Annotated in this window: 21 protein-coding genes; 11 read left to right on the forward strand and 10 right to left on the reverse strand. The window is 56.2% G+C overall.

The window, feature by feature from the left end; genetic code table 11:
• Positions 1–3: 3 nt before the first annotated feature.
• Positions 4–960: a Fe2+-enterobactin ABC transporter substrate-binding protein gene (gene fepB / locus FDW98_RS02645; RefSeq protein WP_096757934.1), complete on the forward strand. Its 957-nt coding sequence runs from the start codon at positions 4–6 to the stop codon at positions 958–960.
• A 26-nt stretch (positions 961–986) separates the two neighbouring features.
• Here the strand turns inward: fepB and entS are convergent, their stop codons facing one another.
• Entirely contained in the window at positions 987–2,225 is a 1,239-nt protein-coding gene (entS, locus tag FDW98_RS02650) for an enterobactin transporter EntS (protein WP_096757935.1), read from the reverse strand.
• Between the two features lie 110 nt (positions 2,226–2,335).
• On the opposite strand from entS, the gene fepD reads away from it, so the two are divergent.
• Genes fepD through fepC form a run of 3 tightly spaced genes read left to right on the forward strand, consistent with a single transcriptional unit; the run spans position 2,336 to position 5,126 of the window.
• Positions 2,336–3,343, forward strand: a complete 1,008-nt coding sequence (gene fepD, locus FDW98_RS02655; protein ID WP_096757936.1) for a Fe(3+)-siderophore ABC transporter permease — start codon at positions 2,336–2,338, stop codon at positions 3,341–3,343.
• A complete protein-coding gene (gene fepG / locus FDW98_RS02660; protein ID WP_161959009.1) occupies positions 3,340–4,332 on the forward strand; it encodes an iron-enterobactin ABC transporter permease in 993 nt (330 codons plus the stop codon). Before fepD ends, fepG begins: the two co-directional genes overlap by 4 nt.
• Positions 4,329–5,126 carry an iron-enterobactin ABC transporter ATP-binding protein gene (fepC, locus tag FDW98_RS02665; RefSeq protein ID WP_096757937.1) on the forward strand — a complete coding sequence of 266 codons (798 nt, stop codon included), beginning with the start codon at positions 4,329–4,331 and terminating at the stop codon, positions 5,124–5,126. Before fepG ends, fepC begins: the two co-directional genes overlap by 4 nt.
• 70 nt (positions 5,127–5,196) lie before the next feature.
• Here fepC and entF read toward each other — a convergent pair whose 3' ends face one another.
• The 3 genes from entF to fes are packed head-to-tail and all read right to left on the reverse strand — an operon-like array spanning position 5,197 to position 10,550.
• Positions 5,197–9,087 (reverse strand): enterobactin non-ribosomal peptide synthetase EntF, encoded by a 3,891-nt coding sequence (gene entF / locus FDW98_RS02670; protein ID WP_096757938.1) that lies wholly within the window; start codon positions 9,085–9,087, stop codon positions 5,197–5,199.
• The gene (locus FDW98_RS02675; RefSeq protein ID WP_096757939.1) at positions 9,084–9,302 is read right to left on the reverse strand and encodes an MbtH family protein; all 219 of its coding nucleotides are present in this window, start codon (positions 9,300–9,302) and stop codon (positions 9,084–9,086) included. Before FDW98_RS02675 ends, entF begins: the two co-directional genes overlap by 4 nt.
• A 30-nt stretch (positions 9,303–9,332) precedes the next feature.
• Complete coding sequence (fes, locus tag FDW98_RS02680) at positions 9,333–10,550, reverse strand: enterochelin esterase (protein WP_096757940.1); 1,218 nt, start codon at positions 10,548–10,550, stop codon at positions 9,333–9,335.
• A 252-nt stretch (positions 10,551–10,802) separates the two neighbouring features.
• Between fes and FDW98_RS02685 the strand changes: the two genes are divergently transcribed.
• Positions 10,803–13,097 (forward strand): TonB-dependent siderophore receptor, encoded by a 2,295-nt coding sequence (locus FDW98_RS02685; RefSeq protein WP_096757941.1) that lies wholly within the window; start codon positions 10,803–10,805, stop codon positions 13,095–13,097.
• A gap of 49 nt (positions 13,098–13,146) precedes the next feature.
• Positions 13,147–13,800 (forward strand): enterobactin synthase subunit EntD, encoded by a 654-nt coding sequence (entD, locus tag FDW98_RS02690; RefSeq protein ID WP_096757942.1) that lies wholly within the window; start codon positions 13,147–13,149, stop codon positions 13,798–13,800.
• On the opposite strand, the gene FDW98_RS02695 is transcribed toward entD, so the two are convergent.
• Together FDW98_RS02695 and FDW98_RS02700 are read right to left on the reverse strand one after the other, a co-directional pair.
• The gene (locus FDW98_RS02695; RefSeq protein WP_096757943.1) at positions 13,790–14,869 is read right to left on the reverse strand and encodes an alpha/beta hydrolase; all 1,080 of its coding nucleotides are present in this window, start codon (positions 14,867–14,869) and stop codon (positions 13,790–13,792) included. The two genes, entD and FDW98_RS02695, sit on opposite strands and share 11 nt — an antisense overlap.
• A gap of 83 nt (positions 14,870–14,952) precedes the next feature.
• Positions 14,953–15,657, reverse strand: a complete 705-nt coding sequence (locus tag FDW98_RS02700) for a GNAT family N-acetyltransferase (RefSeq protein WP_096757944.1) — start codon at positions 15,655–15,657, stop codon at positions 14,953–14,955.
• A 267-nt stretch (positions 15,658–15,924) separates the two neighbouring features.
• On the opposite strand from FDW98_RS02700, the gene FDW98_RS02705 reads away from it, so the two are divergent.
• On the forward strand, positions 15,925–17,043 hold the full coding sequence (locus tag FDW98_RS02705; RefSeq protein ID WP_096757946.1) for a YbdK family carboxylate-amine ligase: 1,119 nt from the start codon (positions 15,925–15,927) through the stop codon (positions 17,041–17,043).
• Between the two features lie 66 nt (positions 17,044–17,109).
• Entirely contained in the window at positions 17,110–17,358 is a 249-nt protein-coding gene (locus tag FDW98_RS02710; RefSeq protein WP_096757947.1) for a DUF1158 family protein, read from the forward strand.
• 273 nt (positions 17,359–17,631) lie between these two features.
• Here FDW98_RS02710 and FDW98_RS02715 read toward each other — a convergent pair whose 3' ends face one another.
• The 4 genes from FDW98_RS02715 to FDW98_RS02730 form a co-directional block, all read right to left on the reverse strand.
• Positions 17,632–18,117, reverse strand: coding sequence for a GNAT family N-acetyltransferase (locus FDW98_RS02715; RefSeq protein ID WP_096757948.1), 486 nt, complete (start codon positions 18,115–18,117; stop codon positions 17,632–17,634).
• Positions 18,105–18,371 carry a DUF1778 domain-containing protein gene (locus FDW98_RS02720; RefSeq protein ID WP_096757949.1) on the reverse strand — a complete coding sequence of 89 codons (267 nt, stop codon included), beginning with the start codon at positions 18,369–18,371 and terminating at the stop codon, positions 18,105–18,107. The genes FDW98_RS02715 and FDW98_RS02720 overlap by 13 nt, the downstream gene beginning before the upstream one ends.
• Before the next feature lie 155 nt (positions 18,372–18,526).
• Entirely contained in the window at positions 18,527–18,868 is a 342-nt protein-coding gene (locus tag FDW98_RS02725; RefSeq protein WP_096757950.1) for a RamA family antibiotic efflux transcriptional regulator, read from the reverse strand.
• A 16-nt stretch (positions 18,869–18,884) separates the two neighbouring features.
• On the reverse strand, positions 18,885–19,997 hold the full coding sequence (locus tag FDW98_RS02730; RefSeq protein ID WP_096757951.1) for an MBL fold metallo-hydrolase: 1,113 nt from the start codon (positions 19,995–19,997) through the stop codon (positions 18,885–18,887).
• A 189-nt stretch (positions 19,998–20,186) separates the two neighbouring features.
• Between FDW98_RS02730 and FDW98_RS02735 the strand changes: the two genes are divergently transcribed.
• From FDW98_RS02735 to nfsB, 3 genes are all read left to right on the forward strand, one after another.
• The gene (locus FDW98_RS02735; protein WP_096757952.1) at positions 20,187–20,768 is read left to right on the forward strand and encodes a TetR/AcrR family transcriptional regulator; all 582 of its coding nucleotides are present in this window, start codon (positions 20,187–20,189) and stop codon (positions 20,766–20,768) included.
• On the forward strand, positions 20,768–21,136 hold the full coding sequence (locus FDW98_RS02740) for an MmcQ/YjbR family DNA-binding protein (protein WP_096757953.1): 369 nt from the start codon (positions 20,768–20,770) through the stop codon (positions 21,134–21,136). The genes FDW98_RS02735 and FDW98_RS02740 overlap by 1 nt, the downstream gene beginning before the upstream one ends.
• A gap of 119 nt (positions 21,137–21,255) precedes the next feature.
• A complete protein-coding gene (nfsB, locus tag FDW98_RS02745) occupies positions 21,256–21,909 on the forward strand; it encodes an oxygen-insensitive NAD(P)H nitroreductase (protein ID WP_096757954.1) in 654 nt (217 codons plus the stop codon).
• Positions 21,910–21,958: the final 49 nt, after the last annotated feature.

The following is a 21,958-nucleotide window of genomic DNA, read 5'->3' on the forward strand; positions in this document are numbered from 1 at the left end:
TTCGTGCGACTCCCCGCGTTTTACCGAACGGCGCTCTTATTGGTTGGGCTGTCTCTTTCAGGAATTTCTTTAAGCCATGCGGCTGACTGGCCGCGTCAGGTCACCGACAGCCGTGGGACTCATACGCTGGAACAGAAGCCACAGCGCATTGTCTCCACCAGCGTGACGCTGACCGGATCGCTGCTGGCCATTGATGCGCCGATTATCGCCAGCGGGGCCACCACGCCGAATAACCGTATCGGCGACGCACAGGGTTTTTTACGCCAGTGGAGCGAGGTGGCAAAAGCCCGCAAGCTGAGCCGTCTGTATATTGGCGAACCGAGCGCCGAGGCCGTTGCCGCACAAATGCCGGACCTGATTCTGATCAGCGCCACCGGCGGTGATTCTGCCCTCGCCCTGTACGATCAGCTGTCCACCATTGCCCCCACGCTTATTATTAATTACGACGACAAAAGCTGGCAGTCGCTGCTGACGCAGTTAGGTGAGATCACCGGGCATGAACAACAGGCGGCGGCGCGCATTGCCGAGTTTGATAAGCAGTTGCAGGCGGTTAAGCAGCGCATTACCCTGCCGCCACAGCCGGTCAGCGCGCTGGTGTACACCGCCGCCGCGCACAGCGCCAACCTGTGGACGCCAGAGTCTGCACAGGGCCAACTGATGGAGCAGCTCGGTTTCACGCTGGCACCGCTGCCTGCCGGACTGCATACCAGCCAGAGTCAGGGTAAACGTCACGACATTGTGCAACTTGGCGGTGAGAATCTGGCAACCGGACTGAACGGCGAGGCGCTGTTCCTGTTTGCGGGCGACAGCAAAGATGCCGACGCCATTTACGCTAACCCGCTGCTGGCACACCTGCCTGCCGTGCAGAATAAACGCATCTACGCGCTGGGCACTGAAACCTTCCGTCTGGATTACTACAGCGCCACGCTGCTGCTGCAACGCCTCTCCGCACTGTTTTAATCTTTAGTGCCGGTGAGGTTTACGCCTTATCCGGCATTCACCGGCATCTGCCGAAAACGACGGACCTCACTCAACAGCAACAGCAGCAACAGTCCAACGATTGCCAGGCCGAATCCACTGACGCTTGCCGACGCGACAGGCGTCATCATCGCCCCCAAACCGCCTAACAGCGCAGCGCCGATGGCATCACCGGTGACGTTCTGTGCGGTCCACAAACCGTTAATGCGCCCGAGCATCGCTTCCGGCGTCTGCGTCTGTAACAGGGTGTACTGCAACAGAGAACTCACCGCGCTCAGCCAGCCGAACAGCGCCAGGCAGACCACGCCCAATTGCCAGACCGGCATCAGTCCAAACAGACCAATTGCGAGGAAGGACGCCACGGTCGACGTCAGCATAATCAAACCAGGACGCACGCTGTGCGCCAGTTGCCCACTGGTCAATGCGCCGATGGCGGCACCCAGCGGGATCGCCGCATACAGCAGACCAATCTGGGCGCTCGACATCTGCCAGCTCATCGCCAGCGCCGGGTAAAGTACGCGCACAGCGCTGGCCATGGTCAGCAGGCCGCCCAACAGCGCAATGCCGCCAATCAGCGGACTGGCAAGCAGGAAACGAAATGCTGCCAGCAGGGATTTCAATGGGTGTTCACGTGGCTGGGGCGGCGGCGGTAATGCAGGAAGGCTCAACAACGGCAGTAAGGTAATAAAAGTGCCTGCCGCCGCCAGACCATAGTTCCAGGCCACGCCGCCGGTGGCGAGCAGTACCCCACCGACCATCGGCGATATCACCGATCCCAGGCGCACCGTCAGCATGGTGATGGCCCCCGCCTGCATCAGGTTTTCACGCCCAACCAGCGCCGGTGTTGCCGCCAGCAGCGCCGTAACGCCCAATGAAGCAAAAAAGCCGTCCCATAAACCGAGGATATAAATTGCCAGCAGCGAGGGTTCCGGGAGCAGCGCGTTCAGACACAGACCAATAAAGCCAATGCCGCAGGTGCCACGCGCCAGCAGGATCACTTTTTTACGCTCATAGCGGTCGGCCAGCACGCCGCCGATCATCAAGCCAATAAACATCGCGCTGCCGGTGAGCGTTACCGACAAACCAACCTGCCAGGTCGACTGGGTCATCATCTGGATCTGTACCGGCACCGCCACGCCGAGTAGTCCCAGAGAGACGATGGAAATAAAACGGGCAAGGAAAACGGCGCGAAATGCAGGGTGGGTCTTTAGCAGGCTGAGATTGAGCAGCCAGGATTGTCGATTCATTACAGAGCCTTACCAGGTACTTTTTCAATATCCATTCAATGGCTGCACATGCTAACATACCTAAATAAGATCGATAACGATAATTACTATCATTATCAAGGATAGTTGATATGTCATGCTCTGTTTCCGCGACACGCGCCTTTGCCGTGCCCGGACTGTTGTTATTACTTGTTGTCACCACGGTATTAAGTCTGGTTATTGGCGCCAGGTCGCTCCCTGCCTCCGTGGTGCTGGATGCGCTCACCGGCAGTTGTCATAGCGCTGATTGCACCATTGTGCTGGACGCGCGACTCCCGCGTACGCTGGCAGGATTGCTCGCAGGCGGCGCGCTGGGACTGGCGGGTGCCTTGATGCAAACGCTGACCCGGAATCCGCTGGCCGACCCCGGTATTCTTGGCGTCAATTCTGGTGCCAGCTTCGCCATTGTGCTGGGGGCCTCGCTGTTCGGTTTCTCCTCCCCGCAAGAGCAACTGCTGATGGCCTTTTCCGGGGCGCTAGCCGCGTCGCTGATTGTCGCCTTTACCGGCAGCCAGGGGGGGGGTCAGCTCAGCCCGGTTCGCCTGACGCTGGCTGGCGTGGCGCTGGGGGCAGTACTGGAGGGATTATCCAGCGGCATCGCCCTGCTCAACCCTGACGTCTACGATCAACTGCGTTTCTGGCAGGCCGGTTCGCTGGACATTCGCAGTCTGCAAACCCTGAAAGTGGTCCTGATCCCGGTACTGATCGCCGGAGCCGTAGCCCTGTTCCTCAGCCGTGGTCTGAACAGTCTGAGCCTGGGCACGGATACCGCCACCGCGCTGGGCAGTAAAGTCGCCCGTACGCAGTTTATCGGTCTGCTGGTAATCACCGTCCTGTGCGGAAGCGCGACCGCGATTGTCGGCCCTATCGCCTTTATCGGCCTGATGATGCCGCATATGGCGCGCTGGCTGGTGGGAGCCGATCACCGCTGGTCGCTGCCTGTCACCTTACTGGCAACGCCTTCCCTGCTGTTAATTGCCGATATTATCGGTCGCCTGATTGTGCCCGGTGAGCTGCGCGTATCGGTGGTCAGTGCGTTTATCGGCGCGCCGGTGCTTATTTTTCTGGTCCGCCGTAAACAGCGTGGAGGTGGCGCATGATGCACCTTTCTCGTCGACTGATGATCAGTTGCCTGCTGCTGGTTGTGGGCTGTATCGCCGTCGGATTATGGAGCCTGCGTAGCGGCGTTGTGACGCTGGAAACGCAGCAGATCATTGCCGCCCTGCTGGGCGATGCACCGCGCAACATTACGCTGGTGGTGACGGAATGGCGTTTACCGCGCGTGCTGATGGCGCTGCTGATTGGCGCGGCGCTGGGCGTCAGTGGCGCAATATTCCAGTCACTGATGCGTAACCCGCTGGGTAGCCCGGACGTGATGGGCTTCAATACCGGCGCCTGGAGCGGCGTGCTGGTGGCGATGGTGCTGTTTGGCCAGCATCTTACCGCCATTGCGCTGGCGGCCATGCTCGGCGGGGTCCTGACCTCGCTGGTCGTCTGGGCGCTGGCCTGGCGCAACGGTATAGAAACGTTCCGCCTGATTATCATCGGCATCGGCATTCGCGCCATGCTGGTGGCGTTTAACACCTGGCTGCTGCTGAAAGCCTCCTTAGAAACCGCGCTGACGGCCGGACTGTGGAACGCCGGATCGCTCAACGGTCTGACCTGGGCGAAAACCTGGCCATCCGCGCCGCTGATTATTCTGATGCTGGTGTGCGCCACGCTGCTGGTGCGCCGCCTGCGCTTGCTGGAAATGGGTGATGACAGCGCCTGTGCGCTGGGCGTCAGCGTCGAACGATCGCGTTTAATGATGATGCTGGTGGCGGTAGTACTGACCGCCGCCGCCACCGCGCTGGCGGGGCCTATCTCGTTTATTGCCCTTGTCGCACCGCATATTGCCCGTCGCCTTAGCGGCACTGCACGCTGGGGATTAACCCAGTCAGCGCTGTGCGGCGCACTGTTACTGCTGATGGCCGATTTATGCGCCCAGCAGCTATTTTTGCCTTATCAGCTTCCGGTCGGCGTTGTCACCGTAAGCCTCGGCGGTATTTATCTTATCGTCTTGTTAATTCAGGAGTCCCGCAAAAAATGACCGAATCAGTAGCCCGTTTGCGTGGCGACCAGTTAACGCTGGGGTATGGCAAATTTACCGTGGCAGAAAACCTCGACGTGTCGATCCCCGACGGCCACTTCACCGCCATTATTGGCCCCAACGGCTGCGGGAAATCAACGCTGCTGCGCACATTGAGCCGTCTGATGACGCCGGCGCACGGCAAGGTGTGGCTGGATGGCGAACATATTCAACATTACGCCAGTAAAGAGGTGGCGCGCCGCATTGGCCTGCTGGCGCAAAACGCCACTACGCCAGGCGATATTACCGTGCAAGAGCTTGTCGCCAGAGGCCGTTATCCGCATCAGCCGCTGTTCACCCGCTGGCGTAAAGAAGATGAAGACGCGGTGATGAACGCCATGAAAGCTACCGGGATCACCCACCTGGCAGCACAAAGCGTAGATACGCTTTCCGGCGGACAGCGCCAGCGAGCGTGGATCGCCATGGTGCTGGCGCAGGAAACGTCGATCATGCTGCTTGACGAGCCGACTACCTGGCTGGATATCAGTCATCAAATTGATCTGCTGGAACTGCTCAGCGAGTTAAACCGCGAGAAGGGCTATACGCTGGCCGCCGTGCTGCACGATCTGAACCAGGCCTGCCGTTATGCCACGCATTTAATCGCGCTTCGTGAAGGGAAGATTATTGCCGAGGGTGCACCGAAGGAAATTGTTACGCCGCAGCTTATCGAAAAGATCTACGGACTGCGCTGCATGATTATTGACGATCCGGTGGCCGGAACACCACTGGTGGTGCCTCTCGGGCGTACAAAGTAAAATGCAGGGTAAGCCACCCATGGCGGCGTGGCTTACCCGATTAAGGTTTAACGTCCTTGCTTGCTAATATCTAGCGAATATTGTTAAGCAATTCACACATGATCGGCCCAATCTTCTCAAACGCCGACGGCGAAATAATATCAACGTGCGCGCAGTCCTGACGGTAGATATCCAGACGGGCTATCCACGGCGACCAGCTATGTTCAGGGCTGACACCCGGCGGTAGGGTACGTTCAGCGACAAACAGCGTGGCGTGACCGTCAAATGGCACGCTGTGCGCGGTGGTTAACAGACGCACCGCATCGGCATAGTTACCTTCAATGGTGCTAAACAGCGTGTCGGACGCATTGCCCTGCTGGGCCGCCAGAAACGCCTCGCGTTCGCGATCGATTTCCGCCAATACGGCAGGATCCAACCCATTGGCCTCTTTTTCCTGCCAGTTTTGCGTTTCCGGCGGCCAGGTATCCAGCAACCCCAGGAATGCAACCTTCTCTCCCCTGGCCTGCAAGCGTGCCGCAATACCCTGCGCCAGCGTGCCGCCCAGCGAATACCCCAGTAAATAGTAGGGGCCGTGAGGCTGCTGCTCCAGCAACGTTTTGAGATGGTATTCACAGACCTCATCGAGATTTGCTGCCGTCTGCATCGGCCCACCGGGCCGTGGCGACTGAATGCCAGTAATTGACCACTCAGGGTTCAAATAGCGCGATAACACGCTAAACTGCCAGGCAAAGCCGGACGCTGGATGGAAACAGAACAGCGTTGGGCCGTGGCTGGTGCGCAGCGGTAGCAGCGCTTCAAACCCCAATTGCTGTGACTGTGCGTCATCGTTGCTGTCCAACAGCGTACTGAGTTGTTCAACGGTGGAAGCAACCATCACCTGCCCTGGCGTCACCTGACGTTCAAATATGCGACTCAACTGCGCCGCCAGCTTCATCGCCAGCAACGAATGACCGCCGAGCGCGAAGAAGTCTGCTGCTACATCATTAACTTCACAGCCCAGCAGCGCGGAAAAGGCCTTGGCAATGGTGGTCTCCGTGCCCGGGCATGGCGCGCGTCCTGCCGTGCGCGGCGTCAACTGCGGCATCGGTAAGGCTTTACGATCCAGCTTACCGTTGGCGCTGAGCGGTAACTCCGCCAGTTGCAATAACACGGTCGGCACCATATGCGCAGGCAGCGTTTCACGCAGTCTCGCCTGCAGTGCGGGAATATCCAGCGGTAACCCCGAATGCGACACCAGATACCCTACCAGCTGGCGCGCATCGCCGCCGGTAGCTACCGCCTGATTGAATACGCAGGCATGGGCCACGGCATGCTCGACATCCGGTAGCGTCTGCATTACCCGATCAATCTCACCCAGTTCAATGCGCTGCCCGCGGATTTTTAGCTGGTCATCGCTGCGCCCGAGATATTCCACCGCACCACTGTCCAGCCAGCGCGCCACGTCCCCGGTACGGTACATGCGTTCACCGGGCGCAAACGGATCGGCAATAAAACGGCTTGCCGTCAGGTCCGGGCGACCCAGATACCCCTGCGCCAGTTGGATCCCTGTCAGGTACAGATCGCCCGCCACGCCGACGGGCACCGGGCGCATCATGGCATCAAGGATCCGCAGGCCGGTATTCCAGACCGGATAGCCAATCGGCACGCTGTTACCGGTCACGGCGGCAAGCGCATCTCCGCATGCCGGATACCAGCTGACATCCACCGCCGCTTCGGTCGGGCCGTACAAATTGTGCAGCGGTGCGTGGGTCAGCTGTTCCCACTCGCGGCACAGTTCTGCTGGCAGGGCTTCGCCGCTGCAAAACACCTGCTTCAGCGTAGTGCAGCTTTCCCGCGCCGTCTCCGGCGTCAGCGAGGCAACAAACGCCGCCAGCATCGACGGCACAAAGTGTGTGGTGGTCACGCCATATTGTGCAAAGAACTGCTGCATCGCCAGCGGGTCACGATGCGCCTCAGGCTCCGCCATCACCAGCTTTGCGCCCGCAATAAACGGCCAGAAAAACTCCCACACCGAGACATCAAAACTGCACGGTGTTTTTTGCGCCACCACATCATCGGCGGTCAGCGGATAGTGATTTTGCATCCACAACAGGCGGTTAACGATGGCGGTTTGCCCCACCATCACCCCCTTTGGTCTGCCGGTCGAACCCGAGGTAAAGATGATGTAGGCAGTATGCTCCGGACGCGATAACGCCAGCGGGACGCTATTTTCCGTTGGCAGCGGCGTGTTATAGCACAGACTGTCCAGCCCAGGAATATCGCGAAAGCGGGACAGCTGCTCTTCGGTAGTGATCAACAACGTAGGACGTGCATCTTCCAGCATCATCCGCAGACGATCGTCCGGGTAGCCGGTATCCAGCGGCAGCCAGGCGGCACCCGCTTCCACAATGCCGTGCAATGCGAGCGTCAGGAACACAGAGCGCGGTAAGGCCACAGCAACGCTGTCGCCTGGTCGCACGCCGCGTTCACGCAGCACCTGCGCCAGTGCAACAACCTGCTCACGCATTTCGCGGTAGCTGAACTGATAGCGAGCGTCGGCCAGCGCCGGCGCACCCGGTGTTTTCGCAGCCTGTTCCGCCACCAGCGCGCTGAGCGTGGTGAACGGAATATCAATTGCCGTCTCGTTTATTTGCGCCAGCTGTTCTTGCTCTGACGGCAATAGCATATCGGCATCGCCGCAGCGCAGCGCCGGGTTTTCGGCGAACTGGTCCATCAGCGCAGTTAAACGCGACGCATGTTGCGCCAGCGTCGCCTCATCATAACGCTGTTTATTGGCGAGAATCTCAATGCTCAGACCGCCGTTTTCATCCGGGAACAGCGCCAGTTCCAGATCGTTAACCGGCCCGGTCGCCAGCGTATGGGTTTGCGCCTGGATGCCGGGAAGATCCAGCTGGTAGTCAAAGATTTTCACGTTCAGTACCGGACCAAACAGCGCCTCTTCACCGGCCGCCCGGCCGCCGTCGCGCACAATTTGCTCCGCATCATAACGCTGATGACGACGCATCTTCTTGAGCTGCCCGGCCAGTCGTTTCGCCAATTCAGGTAGGCTTTCCGCGGCATCAAGATGCACACCGAATGGCAGCACATTCAACACCGGCCCGGTTGCCGTTAGCGCCGCCGATCCCATGCGGCGCATGAAAATAAACCCGGCGGCATAATCCATCCGGCTGCATAAACGCCCCAACCATAGTGCCACCAGCGCCAGCGCTAAATCCGCACGCTGAATGTCAGGCATGCGCGCGGCAAGTTGGCGGAATACGCCGTCGGGGGCGGTCAACTGCATGCGAATAATATCCGCGCTGGTCGCCCGGCCCGGCAGGGGTTTGCCCGACAGCGAAGCCGGTGGCGGCAACTGCTCTCGCTGTCCGGCCCAGAATGCGCCGTCACGTTGATACGCCTCGCTTTGGCGATACTGCTGATACTCTTCCACCACCTCGGCAAAGGGGGTAAAAGGTGATTCCGGCGTCGGTTCGCCGCGCTGCCATGCGCGGTAAATGGCGGCTATCTGGCGGGTGATGGCAGGAAAACTGAAGCCATCCACCAGCAAATGATGATAGCGCTGATACCAGTACCAACGGTTATCTGCCACTTGAATAAGTTGATGGCAGACCAGGGGTTTTGCGCCATCGGCACGAATGTCTTGTTGCAAGTCAGCCTGCATCAACGCCCGTGCGGCGTCGTGCGGACTGGTCATGTCACGGACATCGATAATCTCGGGTTGCGTAAAAGTGAACGTTGGATCAACCCACTGCCAAACCTCGCCATTGTCTTCGCAAAACCGCATACGCAGGGTATCAGCATGCCCCAGACCGACGACAACCGCTTTCGCCAGCAGCGGTGCGTTCAGTTCCCCGGTTAATTCCACGTAGTGCGCGACGCTCCATGCTGAAGGCAACGTGGAGAGTTTTTCCGCCATCCAGATCCCCGGCTGGGCCGCGACTAACGGTAAGCGCTGAGTCATTCTGCCTCCTGTACATCGGCATAATTTGCAGGTGTTAGCGTGGTCCAGTTTTCCGCTAGCCATTGCTGGCAGGCTTCCTGGGATTGCGGTTCGCATGCGATGGCCCAGCCAGCAGGAAGCGAGCACTGCTGCGGCCAAAGGCTAAACTGACGTTGGGGATTTTGCAGAATGTAAAACTGCCCCTGCGGGTTATCGAAAGGGTTACTGAATTCCATACTCAACTCCTGTCGTGGAACATCGTCCGGTTAAATCGTGTCGGTGAGCGGCTGCCAGAGCGTCATCAGCCCGTGCATTAAGCCGCCGCGCCAGCAAAGCGCGTCGTGTCCACCTTCAACCTGACGCCAGAAAATAGAACGTGGTGCATACGGTAACTGTGCGAAGAGCGCCTGATTGGCGCGAAAAATAATCGGTTCACGAATTCCGGCTTCCAGAACAATACGCAGCCCCTGCGCGCTCAACGTTCCTGCCCTCAGTTGTTCAATCACCACCCCATCCTGATGCCCTGCGCGATGCGGCCACCAGTAAGATCCGGACTGACTGAGCACGCAGCCAAAACGTTCCGGCCAGTTCAGACCGGCATACAGCGAGGACAAGCCCCCAAAGCTTTGCCCGGCGACGACCGTGCGCTGCGGATCGTCACTGAACGCGGCAGTCGCGTTCACCAGCGGCAATAACTCCTGCTGTACCGCCAGCCAGAAATCGGCATTGCACGGCAGCTCGCGACTGCGATGAGGCGTATCGATGGCATCAATCAGGAGATAAACGGCAGGAGGGAGCAGATGTTGTCGCGTCAGTGAGGTCAGCGCGGGCCAGACCGGCATGCTGTGCGCCCAAAACTGTCCGTCCAGCAGGACTGCCAGCGGACGTTCCCCGGGATTTGCCTCGCCGGTGGTAAACACCCACACGCGGCGCGTATTGCCCAACCTCTCGCTGTGCCATTGCAAGCAAAGCGCTGGTGAATCCGGAGGTTGGGGACTGTCCCAGCCAGGCTGAACAGGGGCGTCGGGCATTTCCAGCGCTGAGACCGCATGCCCGCGCCCGCCTTGCCAGCTTTGAGGATTGAGGGGATCTGCGATGGCCTGCGGCAGCAACTGTCGCCAGCCTTCGCGTAATAACGTTCTGTCCGGGGGGTCGCCAGCGTTCAACGTGGCAAAAATGTCGTCTCGTGTCGAAGGGATGAAACAGTAACTGCCGCGCCAGCGGGCGTTCAGGCTAATGCTCCAGCACCAAACATCTGTACCGTCAATACGTTGCATCGACTGGGGAACGGCGTTTTGATGGTGATCGGTCACGCCGGTAATGTAGACCCACACGCGACGAATTGTGGAGTGTTTTTCCGTTCCCTGCGGGTCACGCCACCAAAACGTGACGCGGTAATCGCCGCTGTCCTCACGCACCCATTCCGGGCCATTTTTTGACTGCCACCACGCCTCGCTTCCCATCATTAACGCCGCCACCGTCATAACCCCATGTTTATTGTGCAATTTTAAATCTAACTATGAAATATATTGATAATATTATTGATAACTATTTGCATTTGCAATAGCGTATTGTCGCGCTGTGGGAAGCGCGTACAGTTTTTCACCACTCATAAACCGACCTGACGCTGCGAACTTTTTCTGGAACGGATGGTTTTCGCAGGAGCGGGCGACATCAGGCCAAATGCCCCACAACGGCACATTGGTTCACGTGGCTAAAAGAAAGCAGGACATACAATGAACAACAAGATTCATTCACTGGCCTTATTGGTCAATTTAGGGATTTACGGGATAGCGCTGCCAGCGATGGCAGAAGATAAAACCGATAGCACCGCCGTCTCGCATGAAGATACCATCGTCGTTACCGCCGCCCAGCAGAACCTGCAGGCGCCTGGTGTTTCCACCATCACCGCTGATGAAATCCGTAAGAATCCTCCTGCGCGCGATGTGGCGGAAATCATCCGTACCATGCCAGGCGTTAACCTGACCGGTAACTCAACCAGCGGCCAGCGCGGCAACAACCGTCAGATTGATATTCGCGGCATGGGGCCAGAAAACACCCTGATTCTGATCGACGGCAAGCCGGTCACCAGCCGCAACTCCGTACGTCAGGGCTGGCGCGGCGAGCGTGATACCCGTGGCGATACCGCCTGGGTTGCACCGGAAATGATTGAGCGCATTGAAGTGCTGCGTGGTCCTGCTGCGGCGCGTTACGGCAACGGCGCTGCAGGTGGTGTGGTGAATATCATCACCAAAAAAGGCAGCAACGAGTGGCATGGGTCCTGGAATACCTATTTCAACGCCCCGGAACACAAAGAAGAAGGCGCCACCAAACGCACCAACTTTAGTCTGAATGGCCCACTGGGCGGGGATTTCAGCTTCCGTCTGAACGGTAATCTTGATAAAACGCAGGCCGATGCCTGGGACATCAACGAGGGTCACCAATCTGCACGTACGGGGTCATACGCCGATACCATGCCCGCAGGTCGTGAAGGGGTAAAAAACAAAGACATCAACGGTCTGCTGCGTTGGGATTTTGCGCCAATGCAATCGTTGGAATTTGAAGCGGGTTACAGCCGTCAGGGCAATCTGTACGCGGGCGATACCCAGAATACTAACAACGATAACAAAACCAGTGGGCTGGTAAAAAAATACTACGGTAAAGAAACCAACCGTATGTACCGCCAGAACTATGCGCTGACATGGAACGGCGGCTGGGACAACGGCATTACCACCAGCAACTGGGCGCAATACGAACACACCCGTAACTCTCGTTTGGGTGAAGGCCTGGCAGGCGGTCTTGAGGGGCTGTTTAACAGTAATCAATTTACCGACACTGACCTGGCAGATGTCACCCTGCACAGCGAAATCAGCATTCCATTCGATCTGTGGGTTAATCAGAACCTGACGCTTGGTACCGAGTGGAACCAGCAGCGTATGAAGGATATGACGTCCAATACCCAGACCTTTATGGGCGGAAACATACCCGGCGCCAGCAGCACCGATCGCAGCCCCTATTCAGACGCAGAGATCTTCTCCCTGTTTGCTGAAAACAACATGGAGCTGACCGACAGCACCATGCTGACGCCGGGCCTGCGTTTCGATCACCACAGTATCGTGGGTGATAACTGGAGTCCGTCGCTGAACCTGTCTCAGGGTCTGGGCGACGACTTTACCCTGAAAATGGGCATCGCGCGGGCCTATAAAGCGCCGAGCCTGTACCAGACTAACCCGAATTATATTTTGTACAGCAAAGGCCAGGGGTGCTATGCCACCGGTTCTGCCAGCGGTATTGGCTGCTACATGATGGGTAACGATGACCTGAAAGCCGAAACCAGTATCAACAAAGAGATTGGTCTGGAGTTCAAACGTGACGGCTGGCTGGCGGGCGTTACCTGGTTCCGCAACGATTACCGTAACAAGATCGAGGCAGGAACTGTACCGCAAAGCAGAACATCAATTACCCAGAAAAACCCGACTACGGGTAAAGCAACAACAACCTACACCGATATTTATCAGTGGGAAAACGTGCCTAAAGCGGTGGTAGAAGGCCTGGAAGGGACGTTGAACGTGCCGGTGAGCGAGACCGTCAACTGGACCAACAACATCACCTACATGCTGCAGAGTAAGAATAAAGAGACCGGCGAGCGCCTGTCGATTATTCCTGAGTATACACTGAACTCCACGCTGAGCTGGCAGGCACGCGAGGATCTGTCCTTGCAGTCCACCTTCACCTGGTATGGCAAACAGCAGCCGAAGAAATACGATTATCAGGGTAAACCAGTCACCGGCAGTTCAGCTCAGGAAGTCAGCCCGTACAGCATTGTCGGTCTGAGCGCGACCTGGGATGTGACCAAAACCGTCAGCCTGACCGGCGGTGTGGATAACGTCTTTGACAAACGTCTGTGGCGCGAAGGGAATGCCCAAACCACCAGCGATATCAAAACTGGCGACTATATGGCGGGCGCAGGCGCGTACACCTATAACGAACCGGGCCGTACGTGGTATATGAGCGTTAACACGCACTTCTGATAACGTTTTTCCCTCTCCTCCATTGAGGAGAGGGAATTCGTGAGCCATCATGCACACAATCCACACCCCACAGTCCTTCGCCAGCCATACGCTGCATCTCGTCGAATTTGCCCCCGACAGCCTGCATGAACACGATCTGCTGTGGCTTCCTCATTACGCCCAGCTCGCAGCCTGCGGGCGTAAACGACAAGCTGAGCATTTAGCGGGGCGTATTGCCGCCGTCCATGCGCTGCGCGAATATGGCAGTAAAGCCGTACCCGGCATCGGCGAGCGCCGCCAACCGCTGTGGCCACCAGGTCTGTTTGGCAGTATCAGCCATAGCGCTTCGACCGCGTTGGCGGTTGTCTCGCCGCATCCCATTGGGCTAGACATTGATGCTATTTTCACACCTCACAGCGCTGCCGAACTGGCTGACAGCATTATCGACCACCATGAACAACAGGTTTTGCAAGGTTGCCCGGTCCCCTTTCCGCTCGCCTTAACCCTGGCGTTCTCCGCCAAAGAGAGCGTATATAAAGCGTTCAGTGCGCAAACTCGCGGACTGCCGGGCTTTGCCAGCGCCAAAATCATCGCCCTCACCGCCACGCACTTAATGGTGCGAATAATGCCGTCATTTTCGGCAAACCTCGGCGGATTGAACGTCAACGTGCGCTGGGCCTCGCGCGATAACAGCGTCATTACCCTGTGTGACGCTACTTTTTAACAAACTCACCAATCGCCTGATACGTGGCCTGCGCTTCCTGCGGGACTTTATCTTCCAGCATCAGATAGGCATGAATCATCCCCGGAAAGTGAACGTGCTGTACGGGAATGCCCTCAGCTTGCAGTTTGGCAACAAAGGCAAAATCCTCATCGCGCAACGGATCCAGCCCGCCGCTAAAGAGTAGTGTGGCCGGAAAATCTTTACGCAATGGAAAATAGAGCGGTGATGCCAGTTTACGATCTTCATCATTCTGGAAATACTGCTGGAAGTACCAGCGTATTTTGCTTTCATCGAGCAGTTTCCCTGTGCCATTTTCCTTCACGGACGGCCAGCCTGGCGTGTAATCCAGACTCGGGTAGATCAGCACCAGCCGATTAATCAACCCCGGCTGATGACGGGAAAGCGACGCGGCGAGCGTTGCGCTGAAAGCACCGCCACCGCTGTCACCGACCAGGGTCAGTTGACGCTGATAGGGTATGTGCAGACGCTCGAGCAATGAATAGACATTTTCGACCACGGCTTTAGCATCGGAGAGACCTGCCGGATACGGGTTTTCCGGTGACCGCCGATAGTCGACCGACACCACCGTATTGCCGGTTGCCGTCGCCAGATGCCGGGCCACGGGATCGTAGACCTCCACTGACCCACTCAGGTGTCCGCCGCCGTGAATAAACACCAGCACCGCAGGCGAACCGGCTAATGACGGACGATAAATACGTACCGGGATGCGACGCTCCCCGGTATCTACTTCATCATTGATAACCGCCGCCATGGGGTCGGAAGTGGTGACGTTGGCTTTGGTCAGCGCCGCTAATCCTGCTCGCGAACTAAGCGTGTCGTAAACCGGTTTATCCGTCGCGGGTTGGGCGGCGAGAAATGCCGCCAGAGGCGCTGGCGGCGTTTGCGTCAGCGGGCCATGTTCCTGTTGCCAGCGTTGCTGATAGCGCTGTTGCTGCTCCTGCAACGCGTCGGCGCTGACCGCTGCGCTGAAAAGACTCGCCGCCATGGCGACTGCGGCGGGTTGAACTAAGGCCTTGCCGGATAACCCAAATCGGCTACCTGATTTCATGGTACGTTCTCCGTTGAACCGTTTCGCGAAAGAGTATAGCCGTTGCTAATAATCTGTCTGAACGGTTATGGCGGATGACGGCGTTATCCCTGCCGACACGCAGCCAGCGACTGACGCTGCTGACCCTGCGCATCAAAGTTTTCCGCGGCCAGCCAGCGTTGTAAAACGGCATCACGTTGTGGCCACTCGCCGTCAATCATCGATAGCCAGTCGCTGTCGCGGTTACGGCCCTTGCGCACAATTTTCTGGCGGAAACGCCCTTCAAAGACAAAACCTAAGCGTTCTGCCGCCCGTCGCGACGCATCGTTCAGCGAGTCACATTTCCACTCCACACGACGATACCCGAGGGCAAATGCCTGACGCAGCAGCAGCCAGACGGTTTCCGTCCCCAGCACCGTATTTTTCATCCGCGGCGACCAGGTTACATGACCAATTTCGACCGAGCCGTTCTCGCGGTCCATCGCCATAAAGCACACCAGCCCGACGGCGCGCCCCGAGCGCAAATCGATAACCGCGTAGGGAACCAGCCCGGCGTCAGTAGATTTTCCCTTCACCCAGTGGGCCGCTACCGCAACGCTCGTTGGCCGCTCGCTGGCAAGCCAGGTCCAGTCACGTTCGTCCGGCGCTTGCGCATAGGCGTCAAATAAATCGGCGGCATGGCTGTCTGCATCCAGCACCTCAAGACGGCAATAACGACCTTCCAGTACAACCCGAGGTAGCACTGACGCCCCATTCCAGTCCGGCAGGACATCGCCTACCGTCTGTCCATACAGATTAATTTCCGGCACTGCTCACCCCCGTTGTGAAAGCAAAAAACAGTTATAGCACCTGTCATTTTGCGTTCAAAGCGCAGGATGTGGATTTTCCTTATCGTACGGAAAACCGCCAGTCCTTCTATACTCTAAGGATTTCGAGTTGCAGGAAGGCGACAAGACTGCAAATTCCTGGGAGCTTACTAAAGTAAGTGACCAGGATGAGCAGGCGCTGTCAACGCACCTGCGGCTCGAAAGACGACGAGTAAATACTGATTAAAAATCAACGCTCAAGGGAACGCTATGTCACTACCCGACTTTCACGTCTCCGAACCGTTTACATTGGGCATTGAGCTGGAAATGCAGGTGGTCAATCCGCCAGGCTACGACCTGAGCCAGGACTCTTCCCGTCTGATTGACGCCGTAAAACCGCAGCTCACCGCCGGAGAAGTGAAGCACGATATCACCGAAAGCATGCTGGAGATGGCAACCGGCGTCTGTCGCAATATTGATCAAGCGGCAGCAGAGTTTTCCGCCATGCAGCAGATAATCCTGCAGACCGCGGCAGAGTATCACCTCGACATCTGCGGCGGCGGCACGCACCCGTTTCAGACATGGCGGCGTCAGGAGGTGTGCGATGACGAGCGCTACCGGCGCAACCTGGAGAACTTTGGTTATCTCATCCAGCAGGCAACGGTGTTTGGCCAGCATGTCCACATAGGCTGTACCCACGGCGACGACGCCATTTACCTGCTGCACGGCCTGTCACGCTTTGTACCGCATTTTATTGCGCTCTCTGCCGCCTCACCGTATATGCAAGAAGCCGATACGCGATTTGCCTGCGCTCGACTCAATATCTTCTCAGGATTTCCCGATAACGGTCCGATGCCGTGGGTTAACAACTGGCAGGAATTTGAGGGATTATTTCGCCGACTGGCCTACACCAGCCTCGTTGACAGCATTAAGGATTTGCACTGGGACATCCGCCCCAGTCCGCACTTTGGCACGATAGAAGTTCGCGTAATGGACACCCCGCTCACCCTCGAGCATGCGATCAACATGGCCGGACTCATTCAGGCTACGGCCCATTGGTTGTTGAAAGAGCGTCCCTTCAAACATCAGGAGCGTGATTACCTGCTGTATAAATTTAACCGTTTTCAGGCCTGCCGCTTTGGGCTGGAGGGGATCGTTACCGACGTGCATACCGGCACTCATCACCGCCTGGCGGATGACACGCTTCGATTGCTGGAGCGTGTCGCCCCCTCGGCGGATAAAGTGGGTGCCGCCAGCGCCATTGACGCCTTACGCCAGCAGGTAAAAAATGGGCGCAACGAAGCACAGCGCATGCGTGATTTCGTGGCCGATGGCGGATCGCTCAGCGGACTGGTGAAAAAACATTGTGAGATCTGGGCGGGGCGTTAAGCGAGGGGTTTGCGTTAGCACAGGAGATCCCGGACAATGGTCTTTTAACTCAAGTTTAACAATGTTATGAAACACCCGCTTGAATCACTGATGACCGCCGCCGGGATCCTGCTGTTGGCCTTTCTGTCCTGCCTGCTGCTGCCCGCGCCTTCGCTTGGCCTGGTGCTGGCGCAAAAACTCGTCGCCACGTTACATTTGATGGATCTTAGCCAGTTTTATACGTTGCTATTTTGTTTGTGGTTTTTACTGCTTGGGGTGATTGAGTATTTTATTCTGCGCTTTATCTGGCGACGCTGGTTCTCGCTGGCGGAATAGCCCCGCGATGGACTGCCGCAAAAAGTTGGACAGATTAACCGAGGCATCAGAGAAAGAGTCCATTTAAAACATGGACTCTTTTTGTTTCCAGTTAAAGCTAAATAACATTTTCCGCAGCCGTATTATCCATTTCGTTGCTTTCTTACATCATGCGGATTCCTGTCTCATCAATATTTTTTCGTCGTATTCTTTTGAAGGATTTCTACTTAATTAACCTTAGACGTACTATCAAATTATCGCTTATAGCGCTTTGAACGTAATAGTCTTTGCATTCTACTGAGGGAGCTTAAGGAACAATGTCCGCTGCTGAGTTTGTGACGGTTTGAAACCATGGTGAATGTAGAAATTTTTGGCTTCTTCGGTAAGTGCATGAACCATGATTGCACGTACACCAATATTCTCGGCAACCCGATAGCAACGAAGCACTGCATCATGAAGTAAATCAGCGCCAAGCCCTTTTCCGCGGAATGAGAGTTCGACAGCAAGACGGGCAAGTATAATGACAGGGATGGGATCTGGCATGTTACGCCGAAGATTACCGGTTGCTTCAGTATGATTGACGCTCCCGGTGGCCAGAGAGTAAAAGCCGGCTATTTGCTTCGTGTCTTTCTTACACACCACAAACGTTCTGGCCGCTCCGAGTGCCTGGTTTTTGAGGCCTTTCTGCTTTAACCAGTCATCGAGCACAGCCTCACCGCTGACGAACTCAGCCACCTGATGAAAAGCGGACAAAGGTTCGGGTGCTGTTACACGTCCCACTGAGGTTTCCTTGCCAGCAGTTTTTCGATAGCGGGATCATCTGCGACCGGTGCATCAAGCATATCGATGAACTCCGCATATTGCTCATCGTTAAAGTTAAATACACGGCGCTCGAGGATCACATTCTCGGCAGCCTGACAGGCCATTTCCAGAATGAAATCTGTACGTGACTTGTGAAGGATTTCCGCAGCCGCATCAATGAGCGCCCGCTGCGATTCCTTAGCTCTAAGATTAAGTTGAACATCTGATTTCATGAGACACCCCTGTATAGCGTTTGCTTTACAAGCATAGCACAAATTCATGTATAGCAAACGCTATACATGAATTTGTCGTTTTAAATATTTTGACATGGGACTCTCCAGTATAAGAGTCCCACAAAATGGATGCAGTTCACGAGAACCCTACGTCTTTAATGCGTACGGCTGTGATTTTCTTTGCGGTACGCGCCGGGTGGCTGGCTGAACGTACGGGTGAAGATACGCGTAAAGGTCTGCTGCGAATCGAAGCCGTACTTCAGGCAGATATCGTACACTTTCTGGTCAGTATCACGTAAATCACGCGCCGCCAGCAGCAGTTTACGCTCGCGAATGTAGCGCCCGATACTCTCACCTTTATACTGCATAAACAGACGTTGCAGATGCCATTTTGAATACCCCGCGTGGCGGGCAATATCATCAATGCGCAATGGTTGATTCAAATTATCATCAATCCATTCGACAATCGTCTCGATAACTTGTGCAGAAATCGTCATCGTTATCTCCCTTTTTTCATTGAGCCGCTGGCTGCCACCAGGCCGTGAACGGTTGGTCCGGTTCGGACAGTACTACCGGCTCACCCAGCATCGGCGTCAGCAGACGGTAATCTTTGAGACGGCTGGCCAGCGCCAGACGCTTGTAGGGATCGTCCCAGCTATGTTTCGCCAGTACAAAACGACCGGCATGACCGGGCACAACAGCTTTGGCATGGAGATCGGCGGATGCCTGCGCGGTCTCTTCCGGCATCATATGAATGAACTTCCAGTCCTGGTCATATTGACCGTTTTCCATAATCGCCACATCGACCGTGCCGAACTGTTCGCCAATCGCTTTAAAATGCGGCCCGTAACCAGAGTCTCCGCTGTAATAAACGTTCTGCTCTGGCGTTTCCAACATAAAACTGGCCCACAGGGTCTGGTTACGCTTGATGCCGCGCCCTGAAAAATGCCGTGCCGGCAGGACATGCACAATCAGTGAGTCCGTCACTCTGACGGACTGATTCCAGTCCCGCTCTTCAATTATCTCGCTGTTCATTCCCCAGTACCGCAGATGCGACCCGACGCCAAGCGGCGTAATCACCCGCTTAATCTTCGGCATCAACGCCTTAATGGTGGCAAGATCCAGGTGATCATAGTGGTCGTGCGAGATGATGAGCAAATCGATTTCCGGCATGTTTTGTGCCGTCCACGGATACTCCCCGGCAAAGGCTTTATTCAGAAATGAAAACGGCGCAGCGTAGTTGCTCAATACCGGGTCGATGAGAATGCGTTGCCCCGCCAGCTGCAAATACCACGAGGAATGCCCCAGCCAGACGAGAGTATCCTGCTGCGGTGACAGGCGCGCGAGTTCGGTTGCCACCAGCGGCAATGGTTGCGCAGGGCGGGCATTTTCGCGCTTTGCGACCAGAAATTCCCACCAGGCTGCCAGCATGCTTTTGTTGCCGGTGTAACCCAGCGTGGGCACCTGATTATGAAACTGTCCGTCACGATAGTGTGGTGACTGTTCAACCTCACTCAGTTGTGCCCCTTGCGGCGCCTGACCGAATCCGGCATTGAGTACAAACGGTAAACTTGCAGCTGCAGCAATGAGCATAATAACAACCACACAAACGGTGAGACGCCTCATATCCTGACCTTAAACGCGCCCCTTTCCGCTGGTTTGCGCGACTGACTCTTGATTATGAGTGAGTAAGCACTCATTATAGAAATCGCAAGTTCGCCGTCAAGATGATTTTCAATCTTTGACATTCACCGTTGCGGTGCTGCGAAGGCCGTGATTCAATCGTGTTTTTAACAGGCTTAAGGGTAAAGTGTAGTGGCTCGTCCGAAGAGTGAAGATAAAAAATTGGCATTACTGGAAGCAGCAACCACAGCATTTGCGCAGTCCGGCATTGCGGCCTCTACCGCCGTCATTGCCCGCAATGCAGGCGTTGCTGAGGGAACTTTGTTTCGCTATTTCGCAACAAAAGATGACCTCATCAACGAACTTTACCTCCATTTAAAGCACGATATGTGCCAGTCAATGATGGTCAATCTGGACCGTTCAGTGACCGATGCCAAAACCATGATTCACTTCATCTGGAATAGCTACATTAGCTGGGGCCTGCATCACACCGCCGGACATCGCGCCATCCGTCAGCTTGCCGTCAGCGAGAAAATCACCAAAGAAACCGAGCAACGGGCTGAGGATATGTTCCCCGAACTGCGTGATTTTTGTCATCGCTCGGTGCGCCCGGAGTTTATGTCCGACGAGTATCGCGCCTTTGGTGACGCGTTTTTTCTGTCACTGGCTGAAACCACAATGGAATTTGCCACCCGCACCCCTGCCCGCGCCGATGAATACATTGCCATGGGGTTTGAAACCATGTGGCGCGCCCTCACCCGCGAGGAAAAATAATGGACGGTCAGACATTACATGCGTGCGCAAAACGCCTTGCGCTTGAACTGCCATTTACCGAACACTGCTGGCCGTTTGGCCCGGAATACGACGTCTTTAAGGTCGGCGGCAAGATTTTTATGCTGGTCTCAGAGCATCACGGACGCCCGCTGGTCAACCTGAAGTCAGATCCGCAAAAGTCACTGCTCAATCAGCAGATCTACCCCAGTATCGAACCCGGTTATCACATGAATAAAAAGCACTGGATTTCAGTTTATCCCGGTGACGATATTACCGAGTCTTTACTGGCAGACCTGGTGAACGACTCGTGGCATCGGGTGGTGGACGGCCTGCCTAAGCGGGAACAAAAACGCCTGCGTCCCGTCTGATTTATCGCTAACCCCGATAAGTGTTTATGCCTTTTTCTGTCTTATCTTTTTGCCGCTTTCCCTGTACCCTGCTGAAACAAAACGCACCCGCAGGGTAAGAAAAACGACCAGGAGTTTTTATGGATATTGTTTCTGTCGCCTTAAAACGCTACTCCACCAAGGCATTCGATCCGACCAAAAAACTGACCGCTGAGCAGGCAGAAAAATTAAAAACGCTGCTGCAGTTCAGTCCGTCCAGCACCAACTCGCAGCCGTGGCATTTTATCGTGGCCAGCACTGACGAAGGCAAAGCGCGCGTAGCCAAAGCCGCCGCCGGCGGTTTTGTGTTCAACGAACGTAAAATCCTCGATGCGTCCCACGTCGTGGTGTTCTGCGCCAAAACAGCGATGGACGATGCATGGCTGGAACGTGTCGTGGATCAAGAAGAAGTCGACGGTCGTTTCGCCACGCCGGAAGCCAAAGCCGCCAACCACAAAGGCCGTACCTTCTTTGCCGATCTGCACCGCAAAGAGCTCAAAGATGATGCGCACTGGATGGCAAAACAGGTGTACCTGAACGTCGGTAACTTCCTGTTAGGCGTGGCGGCAATGGGACTGGATGCGGTACCCATCGAAGGCTTTGATGCCGCGGTTCTCGATGCAGAATTTGGTCTGCAAGATAAAGGATTCACCAGCGTGGTTATCGTCCCGGTGGGGCATCACAGCGTAGAAGACTTCAACGCCGCGCTGCCAAAATCACGTCTGCCGCAGGAAACCACCCTGACGGAAGTCTGATACTCACATTTGCATAACCTCCACACAGCGGTCATCATAGACCGCTGTT

This window comes from Citrobacter sp. wls711, from assembly GCF_005281055.1.
In the GTDB taxonomy this organism is placed as follows: domain Bacteria; phylum Pseudomonadota; class Gammaproteobacteria; order Enterobacterales; family Enterobacteriaceae; genus Citrobacter; species Citrobacter gillenii.

Excerpts from the sequence above, each read along its gene's own strand:
- entS (WP_096757935.1), bottom strand. The coding sequence starts at position 2,225 with ATGAATCGACAATCCTGGCTGCTCAATCTCAGCCTGCTAAAGACCCAC.
- fepD (WP_096757936.1), top strand. The coding sequence starts at position 2,336 with ATGTCATGCTCTGTTTCCGCGACACGCGCCTTTGCCGTGCCCGGACTG.
- fepG (WP_161959009.1), top strand. The coding sequence starts at position 3,340 with ATGATGCACCTTTCTCGTCGACTGATGATCAGTTGCCTGCTGCTGGTT.
- fepC (WP_096757937.1), top strand. The coding sequence starts at position 4,329 with ATGACCGAATCAGTAGCCCGTTTGCGTGGCGACCAGTTAACGCTGGGG.
- entF (WP_096757938.1), bottom strand. The coding sequence starts at position 9,087 with ATGACTCAGCGCTTACCGTTAGTCGCGGCCCAGCCGGGGATCTGGATG.
- FDW98_RS02675 (WP_096757939.1), bottom strand. The coding sequence starts at position 9,302 with ATGGAATTCAGTAACCCTTTCGATAACCCGCAGGGGCAGTTTTACATT.
- fes (WP_096757940.1), bottom strand. The coding sequence starts at position 10,550 with ATGACGGTGGCGGCGTTAATGATGGGAAGCGAGGCGTGGTGGCAGTCA.
- FDW98_RS02685 (WP_096757941.1), top strand. The coding sequence starts at position 10,803 with ATGAACAACAAGATTCATTCACTGGCCTTATTGGTCAATTTAGGGATT.
- entD (WP_096757942.1), top strand. The coding sequence starts at position 13,147 with ATGCACACAATCCACACCCCACAGTCCTTCGCCAGCCATACGCTGCAT.
- FDW98_RS02695 (WP_096757943.1), bottom strand. The coding sequence starts at position 14,869 with ATGAAATCAGGTAGCCGATTTGGGTTATCCGGCAAGGCCTTAGTTCAA.
- FDW98_RS02705 (WP_096757946.1), top strand. The coding sequence starts at position 15,925 with ATGTCACTACCCGACTTTCACGTCTCCGAACCGTTTACATTGGGCATT.
- FDW98_RS02710 (WP_096757947.1), top strand. The coding sequence starts at position 17,110 with ATGAAACACCCGCTTGAATCACTGATGACCGCCGCCGGGATCCTGCTG.
- FDW98_RS02720 (WP_096757949.1), bottom strand. The coding sequence starts at position 18,371 with ATGAAATCAGATGTTCAACTTAATCTTAGAGCTAAGGAATCGCAGCGG.
- FDW98_RS02725 (WP_096757950.1), bottom strand. The coding sequence starts at position 18,868 with ATGACGATTTCTGCACAAGTTATCGAGACGATTGTCGAATGGATTGAT.
- FDW98_RS02730 (WP_096757951.1), bottom strand. The coding sequence starts at position 19,997 with ATGAGGCGTCTCACCGTTTGTGTGGTTGTTATTATGCTCATTGCTGCA.
- FDW98_RS02740 (WP_096757953.1), top strand. The coding sequence starts at position 20,768 with ATGGACGGTCAGACATTACATGCGTGCGCAAAACGCCTTGCGCTTGAA.
- nfsB (WP_096757954.1), top strand. The coding sequence starts at position 21,256 with ATGGATATTGTTTCTGTCGCCTTAAAACGCTACTCCACCAAGGCATTC.